We start from the raw sequence: 24,127 nt of genomic DNA on the forward strand, positions 1-24,127 counted from the left end.
TAACGGTGGGGCACGGGGCGGTCCGCGCGCCTCAGCCCGCGTCGACGGACACGACGGCGACGGGTCCCGTCCGCCCGTCCGGGGAGGAGTAGCGGACGCCGATCGTGTGCCTCCCAGGACCGACCTCCAGGGTCGCGGCGAGGACGGGGGCTCCGGGAGCGAGGGACCGCACCTGCCCGCCGTCGACCAGGAGGTCGAGGCCGTCCGCGTCGGGATCGGCGAGCACGAGCACGCCGACCGCGCCCCCGCTCGACGCGGCCCGGGCGAGGAGCACCGGAGCGCGCAGGTCGACCGTCTCGGGGGCGCTGACTCCTGCTGCGGTGCGCGCCAGCACCGTGGTCGTGCCCGCGGGGAGGGGGAGCGCCGGCGCGGTCCAGGAGCCGTCGGCGTCGGCGGTGGCGGAGCCCACGCGGCGTCCGTCGGAGGCGTCCTCGAGGAGCACCTCGGCGCCTGGCGCGGCGGTGCCCCGGGCATCGGGCAGCAGCCGGCCGTCGGTGTCGAGCGCGAGGGTCGGTGCGGCCGGAGCGGGAGGTGCGGCCGGAGGAGGGGTCGTGACCGGTGCGGGAGTCGAGACCGGAGCGGAGGTGCTCGGCGCCTCTGTCGGGACCGGCGCCGGAGTGCTCGGTACGTGCGTCGCTGCCGGAGCCGGAGTGTCCCGTGGGGGAGTCACGATTGGAACAGGAACCGGGACCGGAGTGCTCGGTGCGGGGGTCGGGACCGGAACGGGGGGCAGGGCCGGGCCGTTGCCGATCGGGCCCGGCACGGAGCTCCCGGTCGTGGTCCCCGGCGGCCCGGAGGGGGCCGGAGCCTCGGTGACGGCAGGGGAGGGCGCCGGTGCGGGGCCGCCGGTCACGGCAGGGCGGGACGGGGCGGGCTCGGCGGCAGGAGTCGGGGAGGCGGTCGCCTCGATCCCTCTCGACGCCGGTGCGCCGACGGGATCGTGGGACGGCTCCCGCTGCGGCGGGCGTCCCGTCCTCGCGGGGGTCGCGCGCGTCGCTCCGGCATCGTCCGACGCGGCCCGTCCGGCCACGGCCGGCACCGTGCTCCTCGGAGCGGCGCCGGAGCCGCTGGACCGCCCCGCCGGATCGCCGTCCGCTCCTGCACTCGCGCGGTCCGCGGCCTCCTGGTCCTCCGGGTCCGTCTCCGGTCGGTCGGCGCTCGCCGCCGCTCCTCCGCGCGATGCAGGCCCAACCGCCTCGGCCGTTGCGCGCTCGTCCACCCGCGCGGAGGCGTCCTCCGCCGCCACGAGCGCGCCGCCCCCGTTCCCGGACAGCAGCACCGCCGCGCTGACGACTCCCGCGACCGCGAGTGCCGCCGCAGCGGACGCGGCGACGACCACTCCTGTTCCACTGCCCGCTCTCGACGCCCTTACCGCCGATGCGCGGACCGCGCTCGACGCCCGGACCGCGCTCGGCAGCGGACCGGGGGCCGCGCCGGAGCCCCCGCCCGCCGCCCAGGCGGCCGCACCGCTCACGCCGGCCGAGAGCGGCAGCAGCACCGACGCGAGGCGGCGCGCAGTGCTCTCGGCCTCCGCCAGCGCCTCCCGGCAGGAGAGGCACCCGTCCAGGTGCCGGTCGATGCGGTGCCTGTCCCGGACGGGGACTCGTCCTCGCGCGTACGTCCCCGCCCGCTCGAGCACCCACTCGCACTCGCCCGTCGCCGAGGCGTCCGCCACGTGCTCCCGGATCCACGCGGAGCGCAGCCCCTCCCGCGCCCGCACCCCGAGCGCTGCGACCGCGTTGGGCCGCAGGCCCATCAGCGGCGCGGCGGCGGCGGGGGACAGGCCCTCCACCTCCGTGTACCAGAGCACCTCCTGCCAGCGCGGCGGCAGCGCCCGGAACGCGCGCGCGCCCAGGTCGCGCTCGAGGGCGGCGAGGGCGTGCGCCTCGGGATCGGGGCCGGCAGAGGGGAGGGCGCGGTCGGCCTCGTCGAACGGCCGCTCGTGCCGGTCCCGCCGGGCCCAGGACCCCGCTACGTTGCGGACGGCGGTGAAGAAGTAGGGGCGGAAGGCGCCCTCGGGTCCGCCGCCGCGCTCGATCGCCCGCAGGACGCGGAGGAACGCCTCCGAGACCAGGTCGTCGGGGTCGGAGCTGCTCGCCCACGCACGGGCCACGGTGCGCCCGGCCGAGGAGTGGCGGCGCCAGAGCTCGGAGACGGCGTCGGTGCGGCCCTCCCGGACCAGCGCGACGAGCTCCTCGTCGCTGCGGCTGTCGACGCGCTCGGAGCGGCGTCGAGGACCCACGGCGACGCCCTCCCTCCCGGTCCCGCGCCGGGACCGCCCGAGGGATCGTCGCACGATCGCGCGTGCCCGCCCCCGACTGGCGCGACTCCCGCGCCACCCGGCCCGCTTGCTAGAGTGAGCCCGCCGCGACTGGCGTTCGGATGGGTGACCATCAGGGAGCGGCACCTCCTCCGGGGCAGCGCCCCGGACACTTTTCCCGCCGCACGCCTGGGCTGGAACGGATACCGTAGATCGGGTCGCCCGAACGAGCCGTGTCGCGCCGCAGCGACCTGCCGGGCCCCTTCCGTTTCCCAGCCAAGGAGCGTCCGTGTCCTCTTCCCCCGCCAGCCCCGGCGTCGCCGCCTCTTTCGACCAGCCCGTGTCGGTGGTCGACCCCGAGATCGCCGCCGTGCTCCAGCAGGAGCTCGACCGCCAGCGCGGCTACCTCGAGATGATCGCGAGCGAGAACTTCGTGCCGCGCGCGATCCTCGAGTCGCAGGGCTCCGTCCTGACCAACAAGTACGCCGAGGGCTACCCCGGACGCCGCTACTACGGCGGCTGCGAGTACGTCGACATCGCCGAGCAGCTCGCGATCGACCGCGCCAAGGCCCTCTTCGGCGCCGAGTTCGCCAATGTCCAGCCGCACTCCGGAGCCTCCGCCAACGCCGCGGCGCTCGCCGCGCTCGTGCAGCCCGGAGACACCATCCTCGGCCTCGAGCTCGCGCACGGCGGCCACCTGACCCACGGCATGAAGCTGAACTTCTCGGGCAAGCTCTACAACGCGACCGCGTACGGCGTCGACCCGCAGACCTTCCGCATCGACATGGATGCGGTCCGCGAGAAGGCCCTCGAGGTCCGCCCGCAGGTGCTCATCGCCGGCTGGTCCGCCTACCCCCGTCAGCTCGACTTCGAGGCGTTCCGCGCCATCGCCGACGAGGTCGGCGCGAAGCTCTGGGTCGACATGGCCCACTTCGCAGGCCTCGTGGCGGCGGGGCTGCACCCGTCGCCGGTGCCCTACGCCGACGTCGTGACCACCACCGTCCACAAGACGCTGGCCGGCCCGCGCTCGGGGCTCATCCTCGCGAAGCAGGAGTACGCCAAGAAGCTGAACTCGGCCGTCTTCCCCGGCCAGCAGGGCGGCCCGCTCATGCACGTGATCGCCGCGAAGGCGACCGCGTTCAAGCTCGCCGGCGAGCCCGAGTTCGCCGATCGCCAGGCACGCACCATCCGCGGCGCGCAGATCCTCGCCGAGCGCCTCACGGCGGCCGACTCGAAGGCCGAGGGCATCGACGTCCTGACCGGCGGCACGGACGTCCACCTCGTCCTCGCCGACCTGCGCGACTCGCCGCTGGACGGCAAGCAGGCCGAGGACCGCCTCCACGAGGTCGGCATCACGGTCAACCGCAACGCCGTGCCGTTCGACCCCCGCCCGCCGATGGTCACCTCGGGCCTGCGCATCGGCACGCCGGCGCTCGCGACCCGCGGCTTCGGCGACACGGAGTTCACCGAGGTCGCCGACGTCATCGCCGAGGCGCTCAAGCCCTCGGCCGACCTCGAGGCGCTGCGCGGCCGTGTCGCCCGCCTCACCGACGACTTCCCGCTCTACCCCGGGCTGTAGTCGATCCGCTGCACCACCCGCGCGGCGGAGGCCGGGGCACCGCCCCCCTCCGCCGCGCCACGACCGAGGAGCCCGAGATGACGGCACAGGTACTCGACGGCGTCGCGACGGCGACGGCGGTCAAGACGGAGATCGCGGAGCGGGTCGCCGCTCTGCGCGAGCGGGGCGTCGTGCCCGGGCTCGGCACGCTGCTGGTGGGGGATGATCCCGCCTCCCGCTCGTACGTCGCGGGCAAGCACCGCGACTGCGCGGAGGTCGGGATCGAGTCGATCCGCGTGGACCTCCCCGCGACCGCGTCGGCGGACGACATCCGCGCCGCCATCCGGCAGCTCAACGACTCGGAGGCCGTGACCGGGTACATCATCCAGCTCCCGCTGCCGGAGGGCATCGACGAGAACGCGATGCTCGAGCTCATGGATCCGGACAAGGACGCCGACGGCCTGCACCCCACCAACCTCGGCCGCCTGGTTCTCGGCGTCGAGGGCGAGCTGGACAGCCCGCTGCCCTGCACGCCGAACGGGATCGTCGAGATGCTGCAGCGCCACGGCATCCCGACTTCGGGCAGGCACGTCGTCGTCGTGGGCCGCGGGCTCACCGTCGGCCGTCCGCTCGGGCTCCTGCTCACGCGGAAGGGCCTCGACGCCACCGTGACCCTCACCCACTCCCGCACGGCCGATCTCGCCGCGGAGGTGCGCCGCGCCGACATCGTGGTGGCCGCCGTGGGCGTGCCCGGGCTCATCCGCGCCGACTGGGTGAAGCCCGGCGCCGCCGTGCTCGACGTGGGCATCACGCGAGTCGAGAACCCGGAGACGGGCCGCGCGAAGCTGACGGGCGACGTCGCACCGGAGGCGGCGGAGGTCGCGGGCTGGCTCTCGCCCGTGCCCGGCGGAGTCGGCCCGATGACGCGCGCGATGCTCATCCACAACGTGGTGACGGCGGCCGAGCGCGCCCTGCGCTGACCGGTCCCGCGCGACGGGACCCGCGCCGGACCGCGCTCGGGGGCGACGTCCAGTCGCCTGCCGGTAGCGTGGCCCGGCGCTCTCGCGTCCCCCACCCCGTCGGACACGTCCTCGGAGCGCGCCCGCCCCACGAGGAGAACCCATGCTCACCGTCACCGCCTACGCCGCCCCCTCCGCGACCGAGCCGCTCGTCCCCACCACCATCGAGCGCCGCGACGTCGGACCGCACGACGTGCTCATCGAGATCGCCTACTCCGGCATCTGCCACTCCGACATCCACACCGTCCGCGGCGACTGGGGACCGGTGGCGTACCCGCTGACCGTCGGCCACGAGATCGTCGGCGTCGTGGCCGAGGTCGGCTCCGAGGTCACCAAGCACTCCGTCGGCGACCGCGTCGGCGTCGGCTGCATGGTGAACTCCTGCCGCGAGTGCGAGAACTGCCTCGCGGGCGAGGAGCAGTACTGCCTGAAGGGCAACACCGGCACCTACGCCTCCGTCGACCGTGACGGCACCATCACCCAGGGCGGCTACTCCACGCACGTCGTCGTCGTCGAGGACTTCGTGCTCCGGGTGCCGGAGTCGATCCCCTACGAGGCCGCCGCTCCGCTGCTGTGCGCGGGCATCACGACCTACTCGCCGCTCTCGCACTGGGAGGCGGGCCCCGGCAAGCGCGTGGCCGTCGTCGGCCTCGGCGGGCTCGGCCATATGGCCGTCAAGTTCGCGCACGCGATGGGCGCCGAGGTCACCGTGCTCTCGCAGACCCTCAGCAAGAAGGAGGACGGCCTCCGCCTGGGCGCCGACCACTACTACGCGACGCGCGACGAGGCGACCTTCACCGATCTCGCGAACACCTTCGACCTGATCGTCAACACGGTCAGCGCGCCCCTCGACCTCGACGCCTACCTGGGGCTCCTGCGCCGCAACGGCACGATGGTGAACGTGGGCGCTCCGGCCGAGGCACTGCCGCTGCACGTCTTCACGCTCTTCGGCGCCCGTCGCTCCTTCGCGGGCTCGGGCATCGGCGGCATCCGCGAGACCCAGGAGATGCTCGACTTCTGTGCCGAGAAGGGCATCGCGAGCGAGGTCGAGGTCGTCTCGGCCTCGCAGATCAACGAGGCCTACGAGCGCGTCCTCGCCTCGGACGTCCGCTACCGCTTCGTGATCGACGCCTCCACGTTCGAGAAGTGAGCGCGGCCGGGGCGCTAGCCTCGGCGGCATGAGCGAACGGAGCCACCCGGCCGTCGACCGCGTCCTCGCCGACCTCGACCGGCACGGCGTGCGCCCGACCGTGCGCTGGCTCGATTCGGCCGCGTCGACGGCCGCACTGGCGGCCGAGGCGCTGGGCGTCGACGTCGGTCAGATCGCCAATTCGCTCGTGTTCCTGCTCGACGGTGCGCCGCTGCTGGTCCTGACCAGCGGCGGCCACCGCGTCGACACCGCCTGGCTGGGCGTGCAGCTGGGCGGATCGATCACCCGGGCGCCGGCCGCGGAGGTGAAGTCCGCGACGGGCCAGACGATCGGCGGGATCGCGCCGGTGGGCCATCCCGCGCCGCTGCGCACCGTGGTCGACACGGCCCTCGCCGCCTACGACGTGGTCTGGGCTGCGGCCGGGCACGCGCACACCGTCTACCCGACGAGCTTCGCCGAGCTGGTCCGGGTCACCGGGGGAGAATCGCGCGCCGTCGTTCCGCCGGATCCGGCGCCGTAGCGGCTGGACGAGGAACGCCCCCTGCGACGCGAGGTCGCAGGGGGCGTCGACGGAAGCAGAGGTCAGAGCACGCGACCCGCGCCGTCGGCGGCCGTGACCAGGAAGAGCTCCGGAGTCGCGAAGCCCTTCTCGGCGAAGGCGGCGAGGACCGCGGCGCGGACCTCCTCCTCCTTCTCCACCGGCGTGAGGGCGATCGCGGAGCCGCCGAAGCCGCCTCCGGTCATCCGGGCGCCGATCGCTCCGGCGCCGCGCGCCGCCTCGACGGCGGTGTCGAGCTCGGGCACCGAGATCTCGAAGTCGTCGCGGAGTGAGACGTGGCCGGCGTCGAGCAGATCGCCGATCGCCCGGGGACCGTGCTCGCGCAGGGTGCGGACGGTCTCGAGCACGCGGACGTCCTCGGTCACGACGTGCTTCACGCGCCGGTAGGTGACGTCGTCGAGGAGCTCCTGGGCGCGCGGCAGGTCGTCGACCGTCAGCTCGCGGAGCGACGGCACGCCGAGGGTCGCGGCGCCGAGCTCGCAGGAGGCGCGCCGCTCGGCGTAGCCGCCGGTGGCGTGCGCGTGCTCGACGCGCGTGTCGACGACGAGCAGGACGAGCCCGGCCTCCTCGAAGCCGAGGGGGACGACCTCGGTGTCGAGGCTGCGGCAGTCGAGGAACACCGCGGCGTCGCGCTTTCCGAAGAGGGAGGCGGACTCGTCCATGATCCCGGTGGGGGCCCCGACCGCGACGTTCTCGGCGCGACGGCCGACGCGGGCCATCGTCGCGCGGTCGAAGCCGAGGTGCCAGAGCTCGTCGAGGGCGACGGCCATCGCGCACATCAGCGCCGCCGAGCTCGAGAGCCCCGCGCCGACCGGCACGTCGGAGTCGACGTACGCGTCGAAGCCCGAGCGGGAGCCCAGGTCGACGCCGTACTCGGTGAGCGCCCAGACCACGCCGAGCGGGTAGGCCGACCAGCCCTTCACGGCGCCGGGGCCGAGCTCGTCGAGAGCGACCTCGACCACGTCGGGGGAGAAGGCGCTGCTGATCCGGATCAGGCGGTCCTCCCTCGGAGCGACGGCCATCGCCGTGGCGCGGTCGATCGCGAAGGGGAAGACGAAGCCGTCGTTGTAGTCGGTGTGCTCGCCGATCAGGTTCACGCGGCCGGGGCCGGCCCAGACGCCCGCGGCGGGGCGGCCGAAGGTGCGCTCGAAGGCGGCGGCCGCGCTCTCGGCGACGGCGGTCAGGGAGGCGGGAGCGGCGGTCATCGGTTCTCCTCGGCGATGTCGGCGGCGGTGGTGGCGGGAGTGGCGGCGTCGCCGGGAAGCGAGTCGTCGCTGTGCGCGGCGACCGGCAGCGCCGCGTCGGGGCGCTGTGCGATCCCGGCCTCGAGCACGGCCGCGTCGGCCCGCTCGATCGCCGCGCGCAGGGCCGCGGCGCTCGTCTCGGGGGCGATGTCGCCGATCCAGGCGCCCATCGCGGCCTCGCTCCCCGCGAGGTACTTGAGCTTCGTCTCGGCGCGGCGGGGCGAGGTGATCTGGAGCATCAGGCGCACCTCGTCGCGGCGCTCGTGCACCGGGGCCTGGTGCCAGGCGGCGATGTAGGGCGTCGGGGTGTCGTAGAGGGCGTCGATGCCGCGGAGCAGGCGCTGGTACATCGCAGCCAGCTCGTCGCGCTCCTCCGGGGTGGTCGCCGCCAGGTCGGGGACGTGGCGGTGCGGCAGGAGGTGCACCTCGACGGGCCAGCGCGCGGCGAACGGCACGAACGCGGTGAAGTGCTCGCCGCGGAGGAGGACGCGCTCGCCGGCCTGCTCGAAGGCGAGGACGTCGGCGAACATCGAGGGCCCGTAGCTGTCGAGCGAGGCGAGCAGACGGGTCGTGCGCGGCGTGACGTAGGGGTAGGAGTAGATCTGCCCGTGGGGGTGGTGCAGCGTGACGCCGATCGCCTCGCCGCGGTTCTCGAACGGGAAGACCTGCTGCACGCCGGGAAGGGCCGAGAGGGCGCCCACGCGGTCGGCCCAGGCCTCGACCACGGTCCGGGCGCGGGAGGCGCTGAGCGTGGCGAACGACCCCTCGTGCTCGGGGCTGAAGCAGACGACCTCGCAGCGGCCGACGCTGGTCAGCGTCCGGCCGAGCCCGAGGGTGCGCAGGTCCTCCAGCGAGGCGGGCGCGTCCGCGTCCTCGAGGAGCGGGCCGAAGGAGGGGGAGCGGTTCTCGAAGACGGCGACGTCGTAGCGGCTGGGCACCTCCGACGGGTTCGTCGGCGACGCCGGGGCGAGCGGATCGAGCTCGGCCGGCGGCAGGAACACGCGGTTCTGGCGCGACGCGGCGATGGAGACCCACTCGCCGGTCAGCACGTCCTGGCGCATCCGCGCGGTGGCGGGGCGGGGGTCGAGGTGGCGGGCGTCGGCGGCGCGCTCCGGGGGGAGCGTCGTGTCGGCTTCGTCGAAGTAGAGGAGCTCGCGGCCGTCGGCCAGCGTGTGCGGGCGCTTGACGACGCCGGCGGAGAGGGTGATCGCTTCGTTCATGGCAGGAGTCAGACTAGGGCCGCACCTTCGAAAAGGAAAGCTCGTTTTCCCTTTGACAAGTCCACCGGCCCGCGGGCACGATGGGCGGATGAGGACGGACGGCGAGCAGGAGTCCACGTCGGCGATCGAGCGCCGGCTGCGGCTGCGTCTGGCCGCCGAGAGCTCGGGCTTCGTCGGGGTCGCCCCGATGGCCGACATGCTCGGGGTCTCGGTCGTCACGGTCCGCTCCGATCTCGCCCTGCTCGCGAGCGAGGGCGTCCTCCAGCGGGTGCGCGGAGGGGCGATCCCGGCGCCGAGGCCCACCGGTGAGCGCTCGCTCGAGGAGGGCCTCAGCGCCGCCTCCGACGAGAAGGCCGCGATCGGCGAGGAGGCCGCCGCCTCCGTCTCCTCCGGGCAGAGCATCGTGCTCGACGTGGGCACCACCCCGCTCGCCATCGCGCACGCGCTCGTGGCGCGGGAGGAGCTGCGCGACGTCACGGTGATCACGAACGGCCTCTCCACGGCGCTGGCGCTCGAGCCGGCCATCCCGCGCTTCACGGTCGTCGTCACCGGGGGCACTCTGCGGCCGCTGCAGCACTCGCTGGTCGAGCCGCTCGCGTCCGAGCTGCTCGAGCGGATCCGCGCCGACATCGCCTTCATCGGCTGCACCGGCGTGCACCCCGAGGCCGGCGTCACCAACGTCAACCTCCCGGAGGCGACCCTGAAGCGCCGGATGCTGCAGGCGGCGACCCGCCGGGTCGTGGTCGCGGACTCCTCGAAGCTCGGAGTGGTCGACCTCGGCCGGGTCGCCGCTCCCGACGAGTTCGACCGTCTGCTCACGGGGGCGGGGGCCGCCGACGGACTCGTCGCCGCTCTGGAGGAGGCGGGGCTCGCGGTCACCCGCTGCCGGACGCTCGGCGAGCGCGTCAGTCCGTAGGATCGGGGAATGGCCGACTTCACCCCCGCCCCCGCCACCGGGCGCCAGTTCTCGCTCGACCTCACCGCCGAGGGACGCACCCTGCACGCCGTCGTGACGGAGGTGGCCGCAGCGCTGCGCCACCTCTCGGTCGACGGAGTGGAGATCACCGCCTCCTACCCGGAGAGCACCGTCCCGCCGTTCGGCTCGGGCATCGTCCTGATGCCCTGGCCCAACCGCGTGAAGGACGGGCGCTGGCACCACCGCGGCGAGACGCTCCAGCTCGCGATCACCGAGCCGAAGTACCACAACGCCATCCACGGCCTCCTGGTGAGCACCCCGTACCGCCTCGTCGACCAGGGCCCGTCCTTCGTCGAGCTGGCCGCGCCGGTCGTGCCGCAGGCGGGCTACCCGTTCCACCTCGAGACCTCGGTCCGCTACGAGCTGCAGGCCGACGGGCTGAAGGTCGTCCACCGCGTCGTCAACGTCGGAGCCGACGAGGCGCCCGTCGCCATCGGCACGCACCCCTTCCTCGCCATCGGCGACGTCCCGACCGATGAGCTCGAGATCACCGTCGACGCGGCGGTGCACATCGAGGTCGACGAGCGCCTCAACCCCACCGTGCAGAACCCGGTCGAGGGCACCGAGTGGGACCTCCGCTCCGGCCGCCGAATCGGCGACCTGGAGCTCGACGACGCCTGGGCCGACGTCCGGATGGTCGACGGCGAGAGCGTGCACGGCCTCCGCGCCGCGGACGGCCGCCGCGTGCTCCTCTGGGCCGACGCCTCGCACAACTTCATCCAGGTCTTCATCACCCGGATCTTCCCCGACGGCGACGACGTGAAGACCGCGATCGCCGTGGAGCCGATGACCGCTCCCGCAGAGGCCTTCAACAGCGGGCAGGGCCTGCGCTGGCTCGAGCCGGGCGAGGAGTGGACCGTCGCGTGGGGCATCCGCCACGAGGGGTTCCCCACCGCGTCATGACCACCCTCGCGGCCGTCGGGCGCGACGACGAGGCCAAGCGCGTCGCCCTCGTCCGGATGAAGCGGCTCGCCACGGGCCTGCTCGTGGTGATGGCCGTCGTCTTCGCCGTGTCGTTCGCCCTGCAGGAGCGCTACCCGTGGCTGCAGTGGGTCCGGGCCGCGAGCGAGGGCGGGATGGTCGGCGCGCTCGCCGACTGGTTCGCCGTGACCGCGCTGTTCCGGCGGCCGCTGGGCCTGCCGATCCCGCACACCGCGATCATCCCGACCAAGAAGGACGAGATCGGCGCGAGCCTCGCGCAGTTCGTCGAGGAGAACTTCCTCCGCGGCGCCATCGTGCGCGAGAAGCTCGACTCCTTCGGGATCGCCCGGCGGGCGGGGCTGTGGCTCGCCGAGCCGGAGAACGCGCACCGGGTCGGCGGCGAGAGCGCCGCGGCCGTCCGCTCGGCGATCGCCCTGCTGGACGACTCCGACGTGCAGCGCGTGATCGAGGCGCTGGCGCGGCGCCACCTCCTCGACCCGCAGTGGGGCCCGCCGCTGGGCTCGCTGGTGGGCAGCGTGGTCGAGGCGGGCCACCACCGGCGCCTCGTGGACACGCTGGTGGAGCAGGCGGAGGCGTGGCTGACCGCGAACCCGCAGAGCTTCACCCGCATGGTCAGCGGCCGCCTGCCGAGCTGGCTGCCCTCCGCGGTCAGCCGAGCGGTGGACGAGCGGCTGTACCGCGAGGCGCTCGTCTTCGTCGCCGCGGTGCGCGAGGACCAGGTGCACCCGTTCCGGATCGCGATCGACGGCTACCTCGCCACGCTGGCGCAGGATCTGGGCACCGACCCCGACCTGATCGCCCGGGTCGAGGAGATCAAGAACCGCGCCTTCGACAGCCCGCGCGTCCGCGAGCTCGCCGGGGACGCCTGGGAGGCGACGAAGGCCTCCCTCCTCGGCGCGATGGACGACCCGTCGAGCCCCCTCCGCGGCAGCATCGAGTCGATCGTGGTCGATCTGGGCCGCCGGCTCTCGACCGACGCCGGTCTCGCGGCGACCGTCGACTCCTGGATCGGATCGGTAGCGGCCAACCTGGTCGACCGCTACCGCACCGACATCGCCAGCATCATCGGCGACACCATCCACCGCTGGGACCCGCGCGAGACGTCCGAGAAGCTCGAGCTGCAGGTCGGGAAGGACCTCCAGTTCATCCGGATCAACGGCACCGTCGTGGGCTCCCTGGCCGGGCTGGTCATCTTCACCGTCGCGCACGCGCTGCTCGGCTCGTGAAGCGGGGCGCCCGGGCCCGCTCCGCAAGCCCTCGTCGGCGTCGGTGGTCGGGCGTACGGTCGCATCATGAGCGATGACAACACCACCGATCCCGATGTCAAGACCGAGGGCGACGTCCTCGGCGCCCGTGCCGACGACGGCAGCGACACCAGCGCCAGCAAGGACCCGTCCGACTGGGTCACCGGCGACGAGCCGATGACCGGCCCGCAGCGCAGCTACCTCGACACCCTCGCGCGCGAGGCGGGCGAAACCCTGCCGGCCGACCTCACCAAGGCCCAGGCCTCCGAGCACATCGACCGCCTGCAGTCCTCCACGGGCCGTGGCGACGGCAGCAACGGGCACGACTGATCCCGTCGGGGCGCCCCGGGGCTGAGCATCAGTCCCCGTCGGCGCCCCCGTCCGGGGCGCGCACACCGCGCCCCGGCGTCCCTAGGGTTCCGTCATGGCGATCTCCCGCACCACGCGCAACGCCCTCGACCTCATCGACGCGATCCGGATCCCCGGCCGCATCGATCCCCGTCTGGCCCGGCAGGTGACCCTGTCCCTCCGCCAGCTCCTCGAATCCGGAGCCTTCGGCCCGAGCGAGCGGCTCCTCCGCCGCCGCGCGAGGAGGCTCCGCTCCCGCACCCGCGAGGCGGCGGCGTTCCGGCAGACGCGCCCGGCCGGCTGCACCGTCCAGCCCTGAGCCCGCTGAACGGAGTCGCTCCGCTGTGACCGGCGACGGGACAGACACCGTCCGCGCGGTCGTCTAGAGTTCCTGGCATCCGGTCCGCCGGATGCCCGCCGCAGTCTCCCGGCCGGTCGACAACGGAGTCGTCCCGGCGCGGGTCATCCCCCCGTTCGCGCGTCGAACGCCCCGCTGGTTCCAGCACCCCGCTCCCTCCTCGAGAAGGGACTCCCGCGATGACGACCCGCGTCTCGCACACCGCGACGACCGTCCGCCTCGTCCGCTGGTACCGGATCGACTCCGACTGGCTCTCGGAGGTCGTCACCGGCCGCCTGCTCGAGCACCAGGACGGCCGCTGGCGCCTGCTCGTCGGCGAGAAGGTCCGTGACTACCCGGACGAGGTGTGGTCGCTCTGCCACGAGTGACGCCGTCGCGGAGCACCGCGGCCCGGACGAGGCGTCAGAGGTAGAGGTAGTACGTCTTCGCGCAGTCCGTCGAGCAGAACGGGTCACGGCGGCGGGCCGGCCGGACGCGGCACGCCTCGCACAGCCGAGGCCGGCGCAGGAGGACGCGGAGGACGGTCAGCACCTCTGAACGGTAGTGCGGCGACCTGGCTGCGCCCTGGCACTGTCCGGAAAGCGCGACCAGGCGGTCGAGTGGTGGGCCCCGTCGGGCTCGAACCGACGACCCGCGGATTAAAAGTCCGCTGCTCTGCCAACTGAGCTAGAGGCCCGCGCGATCCAGGGTAGCGGGCCGTCGGCGCCCCCGGAGCAGGTGCGGCCCGGACCGCGGACGATCCCGGAGCGGACCGCGTCCTCGGCGCGGGCATACCCGCCCAGCCGCGGGCGTTACCCTCCTCGAACCCCCTACGGAGCGCGAGCGCGAGAGCGTCCGCGCGCACGACCGCGGAAGGCGGCCCCATGACAGACGGCTTCCACAAGCCGACCAAGTTCCCCTCCCACGTCTTCGAGGCGTTCCAGGGAGGAGAGGACCCGGCGCAGATCAGCCGTGTCGCCCACGAGACCGCGATCGCGCTGCTGAGCCGTGTCCGAAACGACCCCGACCCGGTGGTCATCGACCGCCTGGTCGAGTACACCGACCACAACGGCATCGACGCGCTCGCCGAGCTCTGGGCGCGTTCCAGCGCGGCGAGCCTGCCGGGCGCCCTCTGGCGGATCTACCTGCTGCGGCTGGTCATCCGGCAGGACCCGGAGAGCACGAGCTTCCTCTACCAGCGCGGAGTCGAACTGTCCGCCACGATCGACCCGGTGGTCGCCGGAGCCAGCACTCCCACGGGGCCGGCCGAGATCACCGAGCTGGCCGACCGGATCCTCCGCGGCGTCTTCGACGGCGACTTCGCGGTGGCACTGGACCGCGCCGCGGCGTTCTGCCGCGTGAGCGCCTCCGGAGCCGTCTCGGTCGCCGACGATGTGGAGCCGGTGAACCCCGCCCGGGCGAGCGAGCTGACCACCCGCGCCCTGCGCCTCTCGACCACCGCGGCCGAGCTCGTGAGCTGCGCGCGGCTGTGGCGGAGCGACTCCCTGGAGTGACGCGCAACCCGCGTTCACCCACTGCGAACGCCGCTCGCCGCCACCGCGGAGGCCTTTGGTAGACTGGCGGAAGCCGGATCGCAGTAACCCCGGGCTCCACTTATAGCCGCTTCGAGCGGCCTCGCGCCGAGAGGCGTTCCTGCGGTCCGGCCCCTTCTCTGCTCGCATCGCCGCCACGGTGCGCGAGGCGAGGGCCCAGGAGGAGTCGATCCTCGCCCGAGTCCCCACAGACAGGCGCCAGCGGAATGAAGAACAGCAGAGCTCTCCGGATCGGCGCGCGAGTCTGGGCGGGGGCGGGGCTGCTGGTCGTCGCCGCCCTCTACCTCCTCGCCGCGCCGAGCGTCGACGGCTCGGAGGGCGCCCAGTTCGCCGCGGGGGTCTCGCTCTCGCAGGGCACGGTGATGCGCGTCCTCGCGGTCCTCGACGTGCTCGCCGGGCTCTGGGTCCTCATCCGCCCGCGCAGCTACCCGGGCATCACCGCTGCGGCTGTGGCCGTGATCTCGCTCTGGCTGGCACCCCGGCTGGGCGACCCCGCGCTCGTGCCGATCGGCACGTTGGCGCTGGATGTCCGATTCGTGACGCATCCGATCGAGGTGTCGGTCGTCGTTGCAGGCCTGGCCGTGACAGCCTTCTGGATGACGCGGAATCTTTCAGCCCGGGCGCGGGCGAGGCGGGGCTGATGACGGACGACACCACAGCGGAGGCGGCTGTCCTCCTCGAGCGCATCGCCGGGGGAGAGCAGGCCGCGTTCGCCGCGCTCTACGACCAGATGGCCGGCCGGGTCCTCGGCCTGATCATCCGCGTCCTCGTCGACCGCTCCCAGTCCGAGGAGGTGGCCCAGGAGGTCTTCCTCGAGATCTGGCAAACCGCTGGGCGTTTCGCTCCGAATAAAGGAAGCGCGACGACCTGGATCCTCACGATGGCACACCGCAGGGCCATCGACAGGGTCCGCGCGGCTCAAGCCGGCCGTGATCGGGACATGCGCATCGGAATCCGAGACCTCGGACGCGACTACGACCAGGTCTCCGAGCAGGCGGAGGTGTCCCTCGAGCACGAGAAGGTCGCGGCCGCCATGGGCCGCCTGACGGAACTGCAGCGGCAGGCGCTGCAGCTCGCTTACTACGGCGGATACTCGCACAGCGAGATCGCGGGGATCCTGCAGTGCCCCGTGGGAACCGTCAAGACACGCCTGCGTGACGGAATGATCAGACTTCGAGAAGAGATGGGGGTGGCCCTGTGAACGATGTGCGACTCCCCGACGGGATGGACGACCCGCGCGATCTCGCGGCGGGTCACGCACTGGGCATCCTGACGCCCGAGGAGCAGGAGCGCTACGAGCGCTTCCTCTCCGAGCACCCGGAGGCGCGCGGCGAGGCCGACGCGTTCGCCGAGGTGGCGGAGGCGCTGGTCGCCGACGCACCCGCCGTGGAGCCCTCGCCGGGCTTCAAGGCCGACCTGATGGCGCTCATCGCCACCACTCCGCAGCTGCCGCTGGAGGAGCCCGACGAGGACCACGAGGCGCCCGCCGCGCCCCGTCTGGTCCCCGTCGCCTCCGAGGGCGAGCGGAGCGGTCCGACGGCTCGCCGGGACGGTGGCGGCAGCGCCGCGAACCGCGCCCGGAGCCGCTGGTTCGCCCGCCCCGCGGTCTACCTCTCGGCTGCCGCGGCCGCCGCGGTGATCGTGGTCGGCGGAGTGACCCTTCCGCCGCTGCTCTCGTCCGGCCCCGGCCAGACGCAGCAGCAGACGGCTCTGGAGCAGATCCGCAGCGCCCCCGACGCGCAGGAGACGACCGGCACGGTCGCCACCGGCGAGCAGGCGACGCTGGTCTGGTCGAGCTCGCTCGGCCGCTCCGCCCTCGTGGTGGACGACCTGGCGCCGCTGCCGGAGGACAAGACCTACGAGCTCTGGTACATCGGCTCGTCCGGTCCGGTCGCCGCAGGGACGTTCGACGGGGGAGAGGGCAGCACCGTGGCCCCGCTCGAGGGGAGCCTGACCGAGGGCGGAGTCGTCGCCGTGACGGTCGAGGACGCAGGCGGCTCGCCGACTCCGACCACCGATCCGATACTGGCGATCGACATCGCCTGACGGCCCGAGCACGAGAAGAGCCGCACTCCCATGACGGAGTGCGGCTCTTCTCGTTCCCGGAGGGAACGCGGTGGAACGAGAGCGAGCCGCGACCCCGGAGGGACGCGGCTCGCTCTCGTCTGCGGCTGATCAGCCGAAGCGGCCCGAGACGTAGTCCTCGGTCGCCTGGACGGACGGGCGCGAGAACATCGTCGCGGTGTCGTCGTACTCGATGAGCTTGCCCGGCTTGCCGGTGCCCGCGATGTTGAAGAACGCGGTGCGGTCCGAGACGCGCGAGGCCTGCTGCATGTTGTGGGTCACGATGACGATCGTGTAGTCGTTCTTGAGCTCCTCGATGAGGTCCTCGATCGCGAGGGTCGAGATCGGGTCGAGGGCGGAGCAGGGCTCGTCCATCAGGAGGACGTCGGGGGAGACGGCGATCGCGCGGGCGATGCACAGACGCTGCTGCTGGCCGCCGGAGAGACCGGAGCCCGGCTTGTCGAGGCGGTCCTTCACCTCGTTCCAGAGGTTCGCGCCCTGGAGCGAGCGCTCGACGAGCGCGTCCGCGTCCGACTTCGAGATGCGGCGGTTGTTGAGCTTCACGCCGGCCAGCACGTTGTCCCGGATGGACATCGTCGGGAACGGGTTGGGGCGCTGGAAGACCATGCCCACCTGCCGGCGGACCTGCACCGGGTCGACGCCCGGGCCGTACAGGTTGTTGCCGTCGATCAGGACCTCGCCCTCGACGTGCGCGCCGGGGATGACCTCGTGCATGCGGTTGAGCGTGCGGAGGAAGGTCGACTTGCCGCAGCCGGACGGGCCGATGAAGGCGGTGACCGTGCGGGGCTCGATGGCGAGCGAGACGCCCTCCACCGCGAGGAACTGGCTGTAGTAGACGTTGAGGTCGTTGACCTCGATGCGCTTGGACATTGCTTCCTTCGGGGATTCCGGCCGGAGCCGAGTGGTGGGTGTCAGCGGCCGAGCTTGGGGGCGAAGATCTTCGCGATCAGGCGGGCGACCAGGTTCAGCGCCATGACGATCAGGATGAGGGCCAGCGCGCCGGTCCAGGCCCGGTTGAGGAACGCCTCGGCGTCGGGGCCCTGGTTCGCGTACTGCGTGTAGACGAAGACCGGGAGGGTCATCATCCGCTCGCTGAAGAGGTCGTAGTTCATCGACGCGGTGAAGCCGGCGACGATGAGCAGCGGGGCGGTCTCGCCGATGACGCGGGCGATCGCGAGGGTGATGCCCGTCGTGATGCCGGCGATGGAGGTCGGCAGCACGATCTTGACGATGGTCAGCCACTTCGGCACGCCGAGGGCGTAAGACGCCTCGCGGAGCTCGTTCGGGACCAGCTTCAGCATCTCCTCCGACGAGCGGACGACCACGGGGATCATCAGCACGGCGAGGGCGATCGAGCCGGCGAAGCCCATCCGGACGCCGGGGCCGAGGAGCAGCGCGAAGAGCGCGTAGGCGAACAGGCCCGCGACGATGGAGGGGATGCCCGTCATCACGTCGACGAAGAAGGTGATCGCCCGGGCGAGGTGGCCGCGGCCGTACTCGACGAGGTAGATCGAGGTGAGCAGGCCGATCGGCACCGAGATCAGCGCGGCCATGGCCGTGATCTCGAGCGTGCCGATGATCGCGTGGAGGGCGCCGCCGCCCGCGTCGATGACGTTGCGCATCGACGAGGAGAAGAAGAGCGGATCGAACCGCGCGACTCCGTTGGAGACGACCGTGTAGAGCAGGGAGATCAGCGGGAGCAGCGCGATGATGAACGCGGTCGCGACCAGCGAGGTCACGAGGCGGTCGACAGCCTTGCGGCCGCCCTCGACCAGGCGCGAGACCACGTAGATGGCGACGTCGAAGAGGACGGTGCCCCAGAAGATCGCTCCGACGAGGCTGAAGTCGTTCATCATGCCGGCCGCCTGGAGGATCAGGAAGACGGCGGCGAACACGACCCAGCTGCCGACGAGCAGCATCCAGGGGGTGCCCTTGGGCAGCTTGCCCGCCTGCAGCGAGAAGGGCATCGACGAGGTGGCGGCGGACATCAGTTGGCTCCCGAGAAGGCCTTGCGGCGGTTGACGATGAACCGCGCGACCGAGTTCACGACGAGGGTGATGACGAAGAGGATGAGGCCCGAGGCGACGAGGACGTTGACGCCGACTCCGCTCGCCTCCGGGAACTGCAGCGCGATGTTCGCGGCGATGGTGTTCGAGTTCTGCGAGGTGAGCAGGAGGAAGGAGACGACCGTCGCGGGCGAGAGCACCATCGCGACGGCGAGCGTCTCGCCGAGGGCCCGGCCGAGGCCGAGCATGGCGGCCGAGACGATGCCCGGGGCGCCGAAGGGCAGGACGGCCATGCGGATCATCTCCCAGCGGGTCGCGCCGAGCGCGAGCGCCGCCTCCTCGTGCAGGCGCGGGGCCTGGAGGAAGATCTCGCGGCAGACCGCGGTGATGATCGGGATGACCATGACGGCCAGCACCACCGAGGCGGTGAGGATCGTCTTGCCGGTGCCCGACGCCTGGCCGCCGAAGAGCGGGAACCAGCCGATGTTCACGTTGAGGAAGAGGTAGAAGGGCTGCACCATCGGCGCCAGCACGGTCGCGCCCCAGAGGCCGAAGACCACCGAGGGGACGGCGGCGAGGAGGTCGACCACGTAGCCGAGGGCCATCGCGATGCGGCGCGGCGCGTAGTGCGAGATGAAGAGGGCGATCGCGATCGAGAGCGGCAGGGCGATCACCAGGGCGATCACCGCCGACCAGACCGTGCCGAACACCAGCGGGCCGACGTAGGCCCAGAAGCTCGTCGCGTCGCCGGGGAGGCTGCCGGCCGGCGCGGTGAACGCGGGGATCGACTGCGCGATGAGGAAGATCGCGACGGCGGCGAGGACGAGGAGGATGAGGGAGCCGGCGGCGACGGTCGAGATCGAGAAGACCCGATCTCCGACACGCACCTTCGCCTTCGGGCGGACGACGGTCTCAGTTGCCATTCCAGGGGACTCTCTTCAGACGAGGGGGTTCGGCGGGGCGCACAGGGAGATGCTAGGGCTCGGAGGGGGCGTCCGGTGGGTCGAGCCCGGCACAGGCGGGGCCCGTCCCGCGGATCGTGCTGCGAGACGGGCCCTGCCGGTGGGACTACTTGATCGACTCGATCGCGGTGGCGACGGTCGAGGCGAGCTCGGAGCTCAGGGGAGCGGAGCCGGCCTGAGCGGCGGCGGCCTCCTGGCCCTCCTCGCTCGCGACGTAGGAGGCGAAGGACTTGACGACCTCGCCCTTCTCGGCGTCCGCGTACTCCTGGCACACGATGAGGTAGCTGACCAGGACCATCGGCCAGGCGTCCGCCTCGGTGCCGGTGCGGTCGATCTTGATCGCGAGGTCGTTGTCCTCGCGGCCCTCGGCGATGGGCGAGGCGGCGACGACCGCCGCGGCTCCGTCGGCCGAGATGGTCGAGAACGCGTCGCCGACCTTCAGCTGGGCCATGTCCATGCCCTGGGCGCCGGACTCGTCGGCGTAGCCGATCGTGTTGGTGCCGTTCTTGACCGCGTCGACGACACCCGAGGTGCCCTTGGCGCCGTCACCGCTCTGGTACGGGAAGGTCTGCGCGGCAGGAGCGTCCCAGACGTCGCTCGCGGTGGCCGCGAGGTAGTCGGTGAAGTTCTGCGTGGTGCCCGAGTCGTCCGAGCGGTGCACGGAGGTGATGTTCGCCGACGGGAGGGTCGCGTCGGGGTTCAGGGCCGTGATCTCCGGGGCGTCCCAGGAGGTGATGGTGCCCTTGAAGATGCCCGCGATGGTGGCCGCGTCGAGCTTGAGCTCGTCGACGCCCTCCACGTTGAAGATGACCGCGATCGGCGAGATGTAGACCGGGAGGTCGATCGCCTTGGTGTCGGGGGCGCAGGCGGCGAAGGTGCCCGCGAGCTCCTCGTCCTTGAGCGCGGAGTCGGAGCCGGCGTAGTCGGCGGCGCCGTCGATGAAGTTGGTGCGGCCGGCGCCGGAGCCCTGCGGGTCGTAGTTGACCGTGACCTCGGGGTTCGCGGTCTGGAACGCGGCGGCCCAGGTGGTCTGCGCGGTGCCCTGAGCGGACGAGCCGATCCCGGTGATGGTGCCGGAGAGCGTGGAGGTGGTGGCGGAGCCGGAGCTGCCGCCTGCGGCCGGTGCCTCGTTGGCAGCGCAGGAGGTCAGCGTGATCGCTGCGACGGCGGCGACGACGGCCGCCTGGCCGAGACGCGAGAATCTCACAAGTATCCCTTTCGGGTAGGAAAGCGTGGAAAACAGAACAGGGCCTGGTGCAGCCCGCGAGCGAGAGTACGGAGGGGTCGTGTCCTGGCACCGACCGCTCGGTGAACGCGCGGTGAACGGGTCCGCCTCGGGGATTGCGGAGCGACGGGGCGGCGGGGAAGGCGCGGTGCGTCGGGCGCGTCCCGGCGGCGCGACCGGCCCGGTGCGGACGGACCCGTCGAGCCGGTCACGCAGCGCGCCCGGGCGGTCAGGCCAGCGGCGTGTGCGTCTCGATCGCGACGATGCCGGAGCCGGGGTGGCCGGTGGAGAGGTGCACCACGGCGAAGCCCCCGGTCGGGAGCGCTGCCGCCTCGTCGAGGTAGGCGCCGAGAGGGGTCGCCGTGGCGAGGGCGATCTCGCGCAGGATCTCGGGGATCACCGGCCGGTGGCTGCAGAGGACGGCGGTGCGGCGGGCGCGGACCCGCTTGCCGACCAGGGCGCGGACGTCGGCGGTGCCCTGCTCGTGCGCCTCCTGGCTGAGGTCGTCGCGCAGCTTGACCGGCTTCCTGACCAGACCGGACAGCGGGGCGATGGTCGACCGGCAGCGCTTGGCGGTGCTCGAGACGAGGCGGCGCGGGCGCCAGGCGGCCACGGCCTGAGCGGCGGCAGCGGCCTCGACCCGGCCGCGCCCGGTGAGGCGGCGGGTGGAGTCGCGGCCGTCCCAGGAGGAGGCGGGCACCGCCTTCGCGTGCCGCAGGACCACGATCGCGAAGGTCTCGAGCGCACCGCGTGCGGCTATCCGGGCGAACTCGTCGACGATCGTCACGTCGTGCGGATAGGTCAGGTAGCTCCGGGCCCGCTTGAGCGTCACCCACTCGAGCGCCTCGACCTCGTCGTTCGGGAGGAAGTCGGACGCCAGGACGGCCTTCTCGGTCACCTGCGCCGCCCAGTAGTAGACGGCCTTCGGGCGCCCGCTCGGCAGCGTGTACTCGGTGCACCCCAGCGGCACCCCGAGCGCCACCGAGAGCCCGGTCTCCTCGCGGATCTCGCGGACCGCGGTCTCCGGGAGGGACTCGCCCGCGTCGACCTTGCCCTTGGGCAGGCTGACGTCCCGGCGGTGCGGCCGGTGGATCACGAGGATGTGCGGGCGGCCCTCGATGATCCGCCAGCACACCGCTCCTGCTGCGTAGACGGTGCCCGTCACGGGCGTCAGCGGCTGGAGGCCCGGTTGGCGGACCGTGTCGCCGCGCGCTTGCGATGGGTGATGTGCTGCATCAGCTGGTTCTGCAGGTCGGCGAGCGGTGCGCCCTCCTCGTCGAGGTGGTGCCGCGTCCAGTCGCCGTCCGGGCCGAGCCACCAGGAGGCGGTCCGCTCGTCCATCGCCCGCTCGAACATGTCGTCGATCTCGCTGAGGTGCGCCGGCTCGACGATCCGCACCAGAGCCTCGACGCGGCGGTCGAGGTTGCGGTGCATCATGTCGGCGCTGCCGATGAAGACGTCCGGCTCGCCGCCGTTGACGAAGCTGAAGATGCGGGAGTGCTCGAGGTAGCGGCCGAGGATCGAGCGCACGCGGATGGTCTCGGAGAGCCCCTCCTGGCCGGGCTTCAGCCCGCAGATGCCGCGCACCCACACGTCGACCGGCACGCCGGCCTGGCTGGCGCGGTAGAGCGCGTCGATCACGGACTCGTCGACGATCGAGTTGACCTTGATCCGGATGCCCGAGGGGCGCCCCGCGCGGGCGTTCTCGGTCTCGGCGGCGATCCGCTTGAGCAGGCCCTTCCTCAGGTGGCGCGGCGCGACGAGCAGGCGCTTGAACTTCTTCTCGATCGCGTAGCCCGAGAGCTCGTTGAACAGACGCGTGAGGTCCTTGCCGACCTCGGGGTCGGCCGTCAGGAGTCCGAGGTCCTCGTAGATGCGCGAGGTCTTCGGGTTGTAGTTGCCGGTGCCGATGTGGGAGTAGTGGCGGAGCACTCCGCCCTTCTCCTGGCGGATGACGAGCGCGAGCTTGCAGTGGGTCTTCAGCCCGACGAGCCCGTAGACCACGTGCACGCCCGCCTTCTCGAGCTTGCGCGCCCACGAGATGTTCGCCTGCTCGTCGAAGCGCGCCTTGATCTCGACCAGGGCGAGCACCTGCTTGCCCGACTCGGCCGCGTCGATGAGCGCCTCGACGATGGGGGAGTCGCCCGAGGTGCGGTAGAGCGTCTGCTTGATCGCGAGCACGTCCGGATCGGCCGCCGCCTGCTCGAGGAACGACTGCACGCTCGTCGCGAAGGACTCGTAGGGGTGGTGAAGGAGCACGTCGCCGCGGGAGACGGCCTTGAAGACGTCCTGCCGCTGGTTGGGCTCGCTGGGCGAGAGCTGCACCGCCGTCGTCGGGACGTGGTTGGGGTACTTCAGGTCGGGGCGGTCGATCTTCTGCAGGCTGAAGAGCCCGCTGAGGTCGAGCGGGGCCGGGAGCTTGTAGACCTCCTGCGTCGTGATGTCGAGCTCGCGGACCAGCAGGCCCAGCGTCTCGTCGTCCATGTCGTCGGTGACCTCGAGGCGGATGGGCGGGCCGAACCGGCGGCGCAGCAGCTCCTTCTCGAGGGCCTTGATCAGGTTCTCGGTCTCGTCCTCGTCGACCTCGACGTCCTCGTTGCGCGTCACCCGGAACACGTGGTGGTCGAGGATCTCCATGCCGGGGAACAGGTCGTCCAGCTGGTTGGCGATCAGGTCCTCGAGCGAGATGAACCGCATCGGCTCGCCCGGCGCCGCGACTCCGGCGATCCGCACGAAGCGGGGGAGCATCTGCGGCACCTTGAGGCGCGCGAACTCGACCTTCTGCGTCTTCGGGTTCCGCACCCGCACCGAGAGGTTGAGCGAGAGGCCGGAGATGTAGGGGAACGGGTGCGCCGGGTCGACCGCGAGCGGCATCAGCACCGGGAACACCTGGGCCGAGAAGTAGTCGTCCAGCACGGTGCGCTCGGCGTCGCTCAGCTCGTCCCAGCGGACGAGGTCGATGCCGCCGTCGCGCAGGGCGGGCTCGACGAGCTCCTTGAACGCTCGGGAGTGGCGCTGCTGCAGCAGGTGCGCCTTCTCCGAGATGTCGGTCAGCACGTCGACCGGCACGCGGCCGATGTTCGTCGGCAGGGCGAGCCCCGTGAGGATGCGGCGCTTGAGGCCGGCGACCCGGACCATGAAGAACTCGTCGAGGTTGGACGAGAAGATCGCCAGGAAGTTCGCCCGCTCGAGCGCCGGAACCAGTGGATCCTCCGCGAGCTCGAGCACGCGCTGGTTGAACGCGAGCCAGCTCAGCTCCCGGTCGAGGTAGCGGTTGTCGGGGAGGAGCGGGTCCGAGTGCTCCTCCTCGTCGTCGAAGTCGTCGTCGAGGTCATCGCTGAGACCGTCTTCGAGAAGCAGGTTGTCGCCGTCCATGCGACCATCCTGGCACCGCGTCCGTCCGCTCCGCGCCGCCGCTCGTGAATGCCGGATGAACGGG

The 24,127-nt window shown here is 72.5% G+C and carries 24 protein-coding genes and 1 tRNA gene; 14 read left to right on the plus strand and 11 right to left on the minus strand.

Annotated features, from left to right (window positions below; all coding sequences use genetic code 11):
* Positions 1 to 31: 31 nt before the first annotated feature.
* Positions 32 to 2,242: a sigma-70 family RNA polymerase sigma factor gene (locus C5C10_RS05455; protein ID WP_146082110.1), complete on the minus strand. Its 2,211-nt coding sequence runs from the start codon at positions 2,240 to 2,242 to the stop codon at positions 32 to 34.
* 307 nt (positions 2,243 to 2,549) lie between these two features.
* Between C5C10_RS05455 and glyA the strand changes: the two genes are divergently transcribed.
* From glyA to C5C10_RS05475, 4 genes are all read left to right on the plus strand, one after another.
* Complete coding sequence (gene glyA / locus C5C10_RS05460; protein ID WP_104224723.1) at positions 2,550 to 3,839, plus strand: serine hydroxymethyltransferase; 1,290 nt, start codon at positions 2,550 to 2,552, stop codon at positions 3,837 to 3,839.
* A gap of 77 nt (positions 3,840 to 3,916) precedes the next feature.
* Complete coding sequence (locus tag C5C10_RS05465; protein WP_104328752.1) at positions 3,917 to 4,798, plus strand: bifunctional methylenetetrahydrofolate dehydrogenase/methenyltetrahydrofolate cyclohydrolase; 882 nt, start codon at positions 3,917 to 3,919, stop codon at positions 4,796 to 4,798.
* Positions 4,799 to 4,940: 142 nt separating this feature from the next.
* The gene (locus tag C5C10_RS05470) at positions 4,941 to 5,987 is read left to right on the plus strand and encodes an NAD(P)-dependent alcohol dehydrogenase (protein WP_104233905.1); all 1,047 of its coding nucleotides are present in this window, start codon (positions 4,941 to 4,943) and stop codon (positions 5,985 to 5,987) included.
* 28 nt (positions 5,988 to 6,015) lie between these two features.
* Positions 6,016 to 6,507 (plus strand): YbaK/EbsC family protein, encoded by a 492-nt coding sequence (locus C5C10_RS05475; RefSeq protein ID WP_104328753.1) that lies wholly within the window; start codon positions 6,016 to 6,018, stop codon positions 6,505 to 6,507.
* A gap of 62 nt (positions 6,508 to 6,569) precedes the next feature.
* On the opposite strand, the gene galK is transcribed toward C5C10_RS05475, so the two are convergent.
* The gene (galK, locus tag C5C10_RS05480; protein WP_104328754.1) at positions 6,570 to 7,751 is read right to left on the minus strand and encodes a galactokinase; all 1,182 of its coding nucleotides are present in this window, start codon (positions 7,749 to 7,751) and stop codon (positions 6,570 to 6,572) included.
* Entirely contained in the window at positions 7,748 to 9,010 is a 1,263-nt protein-coding gene (gene galT, locus C5C10_RS05485) for a galactose-1-phosphate uridylyltransferase (protein ID WP_104328755.1), read from the minus strand. Before galT ends, galK begins: the two co-directional genes overlap by 4 nt.
* A gap of 88 nt (positions 9,011 to 9,098) precedes the next feature.
* Between galT and C5C10_RS05490 the strand changes: the two genes are divergently transcribed.
* The 6 genes from C5C10_RS05490 to C5C10_RS05515 all read left to right on the plus strand — a co-directional run bounded on the left by C5C10_RS05490 (position 9,099) and on the right by C5C10_RS05515 (position 13,246).
* Complete coding sequence (locus tag C5C10_RS05490; protein ID WP_104256413.1) at positions 9,099 to 9,926, plus strand: DeoR/GlpR family DNA-binding transcription regulator; 828 nt, start codon at positions 9,099 to 9,101, stop codon at positions 9,924 to 9,926.
* A gap of 9 nt (positions 9,927 to 9,935) precedes the next feature.
* Positions 9,936 to 10,889 carry an aldose 1-epimerase family protein gene (locus tag C5C10_RS05495; RefSeq protein WP_104263066.1) on the plus strand — a complete coding sequence of 318 codons (954 nt, stop codon included), beginning with the start codon at positions 9,936 to 9,938 and terminating at the stop codon, positions 10,887 to 10,889.
* Positions 10,886 to 12,154 carry a DUF445 domain-containing protein gene (locus C5C10_RS05500; protein ID WP_104224715.1) on the plus strand — a complete coding sequence of 423 codons (1,269 nt, stop codon included), beginning with the start codon at positions 10,886 to 10,888 and terminating at the stop codon, positions 12,152 to 12,154. Before C5C10_RS05495 ends, C5C10_RS05500 begins: the two co-directional genes overlap by 4 nt.
* 66 nt (positions 12,155 to 12,220) lie before the next feature.
* On the plus strand, positions 12,221 to 12,502 hold the full coding sequence (locus C5C10_RS05505) for a DUF3072 domain-containing protein (protein ID WP_104224714.1): 282 nt from the start codon (positions 12,221 to 12,223) through the stop codon (positions 12,500 to 12,502).
* 94 nt (positions 12,503 to 12,596) lie between these two features.
* Complete coding sequence (locus C5C10_RS05510) at positions 12,597 to 12,839, plus strand: hypothetical protein (RefSeq protein ID WP_104256416.1); 243 nt, start codon at positions 12,597 to 12,599, stop codon at positions 12,837 to 12,839.
* A 218-nt stretch (positions 12,840 to 13,057) separates the two neighbouring features.
* The gene (locus C5C10_RS05515) at positions 13,058 to 13,246 is read left to right on the plus strand and encodes a hypothetical protein (RefSeq protein ID WP_104224712.1); all 189 of its coding nucleotides are present in this window, start codon (positions 13,058 to 13,060) and stop codon (positions 13,244 to 13,246) included.
* Between the two features lie 34 nt (positions 13,247 to 13,280).
* Here the strand turns inward: C5C10_RS05515 and C5C10_RS18170 are convergent, their stop codons facing one another.
* Complete coding sequence (locus tag C5C10_RS18170) at positions 13,281 to 13,409, minus strand: hypothetical protein (RefSeq protein ID WP_258059535.1); 129 nt, start codon at positions 13,407 to 13,409, stop codon at positions 13,281 to 13,283.
* 69 nt (positions 13,410 to 13,478) lie between these two features.
* Positions 13,479 to 13,554: transfer RNA gene (locus C5C10_RS05520), tRNA-Lys, on the minus strand.
* 187 nt (positions 13,555 to 13,741) lie between these two features.
* Here C5C10_RS05520 and C5C10_RS05525 point away from each other — a divergent pair.
* From C5C10_RS05525 to C5C10_RS05540, 4 genes are all read left to right on the plus strand, one after another.
* Positions 13,742 to 14,371: a DNA-directed RNA polymerase subunit beta gene (locus C5C10_RS05525; protein WP_104227273.1), complete on the plus strand. Its 630-nt coding sequence runs from the start codon at positions 13,742 to 13,744 to the stop codon at positions 14,369 to 14,371.
* Positions 14,372 to 14,616: 245 nt separating this feature from the next.
* Positions 14,617 to 15,051, plus strand: coding sequence for a hypothetical protein (locus C5C10_RS05530; RefSeq protein ID WP_104328756.1), 435 nt, complete (start codon positions 14,617 to 14,619; stop codon positions 15,049 to 15,051).
* Positions 15,051 to 15,611, plus strand: coding sequence for an ECF RNA polymerase sigma factor SigK (sigK, locus tag C5C10_RS05535; protein ID WP_104224709.1), 561 nt, complete (start codon positions 15,051 to 15,053; stop codon positions 15,609 to 15,611). Before C5C10_RS05530 ends, sigK begins: the two co-directional genes overlap by 1 nt.
* On the plus strand, positions 15,608 to 16,456 hold the full coding sequence (locus C5C10_RS05540) for an anti-sigma factor domain-containing protein (RefSeq protein WP_146076502.1): 849 nt from the start codon (positions 15,608 to 15,610) through the stop codon (positions 16,454 to 16,456). The genes sigK and C5C10_RS05540 overlap by 4 nt, the downstream gene beginning before the upstream one ends.
* A gap of 129 nt (positions 16,457 to 16,585) precedes the next feature.
* Here C5C10_RS05540 and pstB read toward each other — a convergent pair whose 3' ends face one another.
* The 6 genes from pstB to C5C10_RS05570 all read right to left on the minus strand — a co-directional run bounded on the left by pstB (position 16,586) and on the right by C5C10_RS05570 (position 24,063).
* A complete protein-coding gene (gene pstB / locus C5C10_RS05545) occupies positions 16,586 to 17,365 on the minus strand; it encodes a phosphate ABC transporter ATP-binding protein PstB (protein WP_104224707.1) in 780 nt (259 codons plus the stop codon).
* 41 nt (positions 17,366 to 17,406) lie between these two features.
* Positions 17,407 to 18,483: a phosphate ABC transporter permease PstA gene (pstA, locus tag C5C10_RS05550; protein WP_104224706.1), complete on the minus strand. Its 1,077-nt coding sequence runs from the start codon at positions 18,481 to 18,483 to the stop codon at positions 17,407 to 17,409.
* Positions 18,483 to 19,424, minus strand: coding sequence for a phosphate ABC transporter permease subunit PstC (pstC, locus tag C5C10_RS05555; RefSeq protein ID WP_104227270.1), 942 nt, complete (start codon positions 19,422 to 19,424; stop codon positions 18,483 to 18,485). Before pstC ends, pstA begins: the two co-directional genes overlap by 1 nt.
* Positions 19,425 to 19,569: 145 nt before the next feature.
* Complete coding sequence (gene pstS / locus C5C10_RS05560; protein ID WP_104328757.1) at positions 19,570 to 20,670, minus strand: phosphate ABC transporter substrate-binding protein PstS; 1,101 nt, start codon at positions 20,668 to 20,670, stop codon at positions 19,570 to 19,572.
* A 247-nt stretch (positions 20,671 to 20,917) separates the two neighbouring features.
* Entirely contained in the window at positions 20,918 to 21,853 is a 936-nt protein-coding gene (locus C5C10_RS05565; RefSeq protein WP_104224703.1) for an NUDIX domain-containing protein, read from the minus strand.
* Positions 21,854 to 21,858: 5 nt separating this feature from the next.
* Positions 21,859 to 24,063: an RNA degradosome polyphosphate kinase gene (locus C5C10_RS05570; RefSeq protein WP_104224702.1), complete on the minus strand. Its 2,205-nt coding sequence runs from the start codon at positions 24,061 to 24,063 to the stop codon at positions 21,859 to 21,861.
* Positions 24,064 to 24,127 lie beyond the last annotated feature (64 nt).

Source organism: Rathayibacter sp. AY1A3, from assembly GCF_002930975.1.
Taxonomy (GTDB): domain Bacteria; phylum Actinomycetota; class Actinomycetes; order Actinomycetales; family Microbacteriaceae; genus Rathayibacter.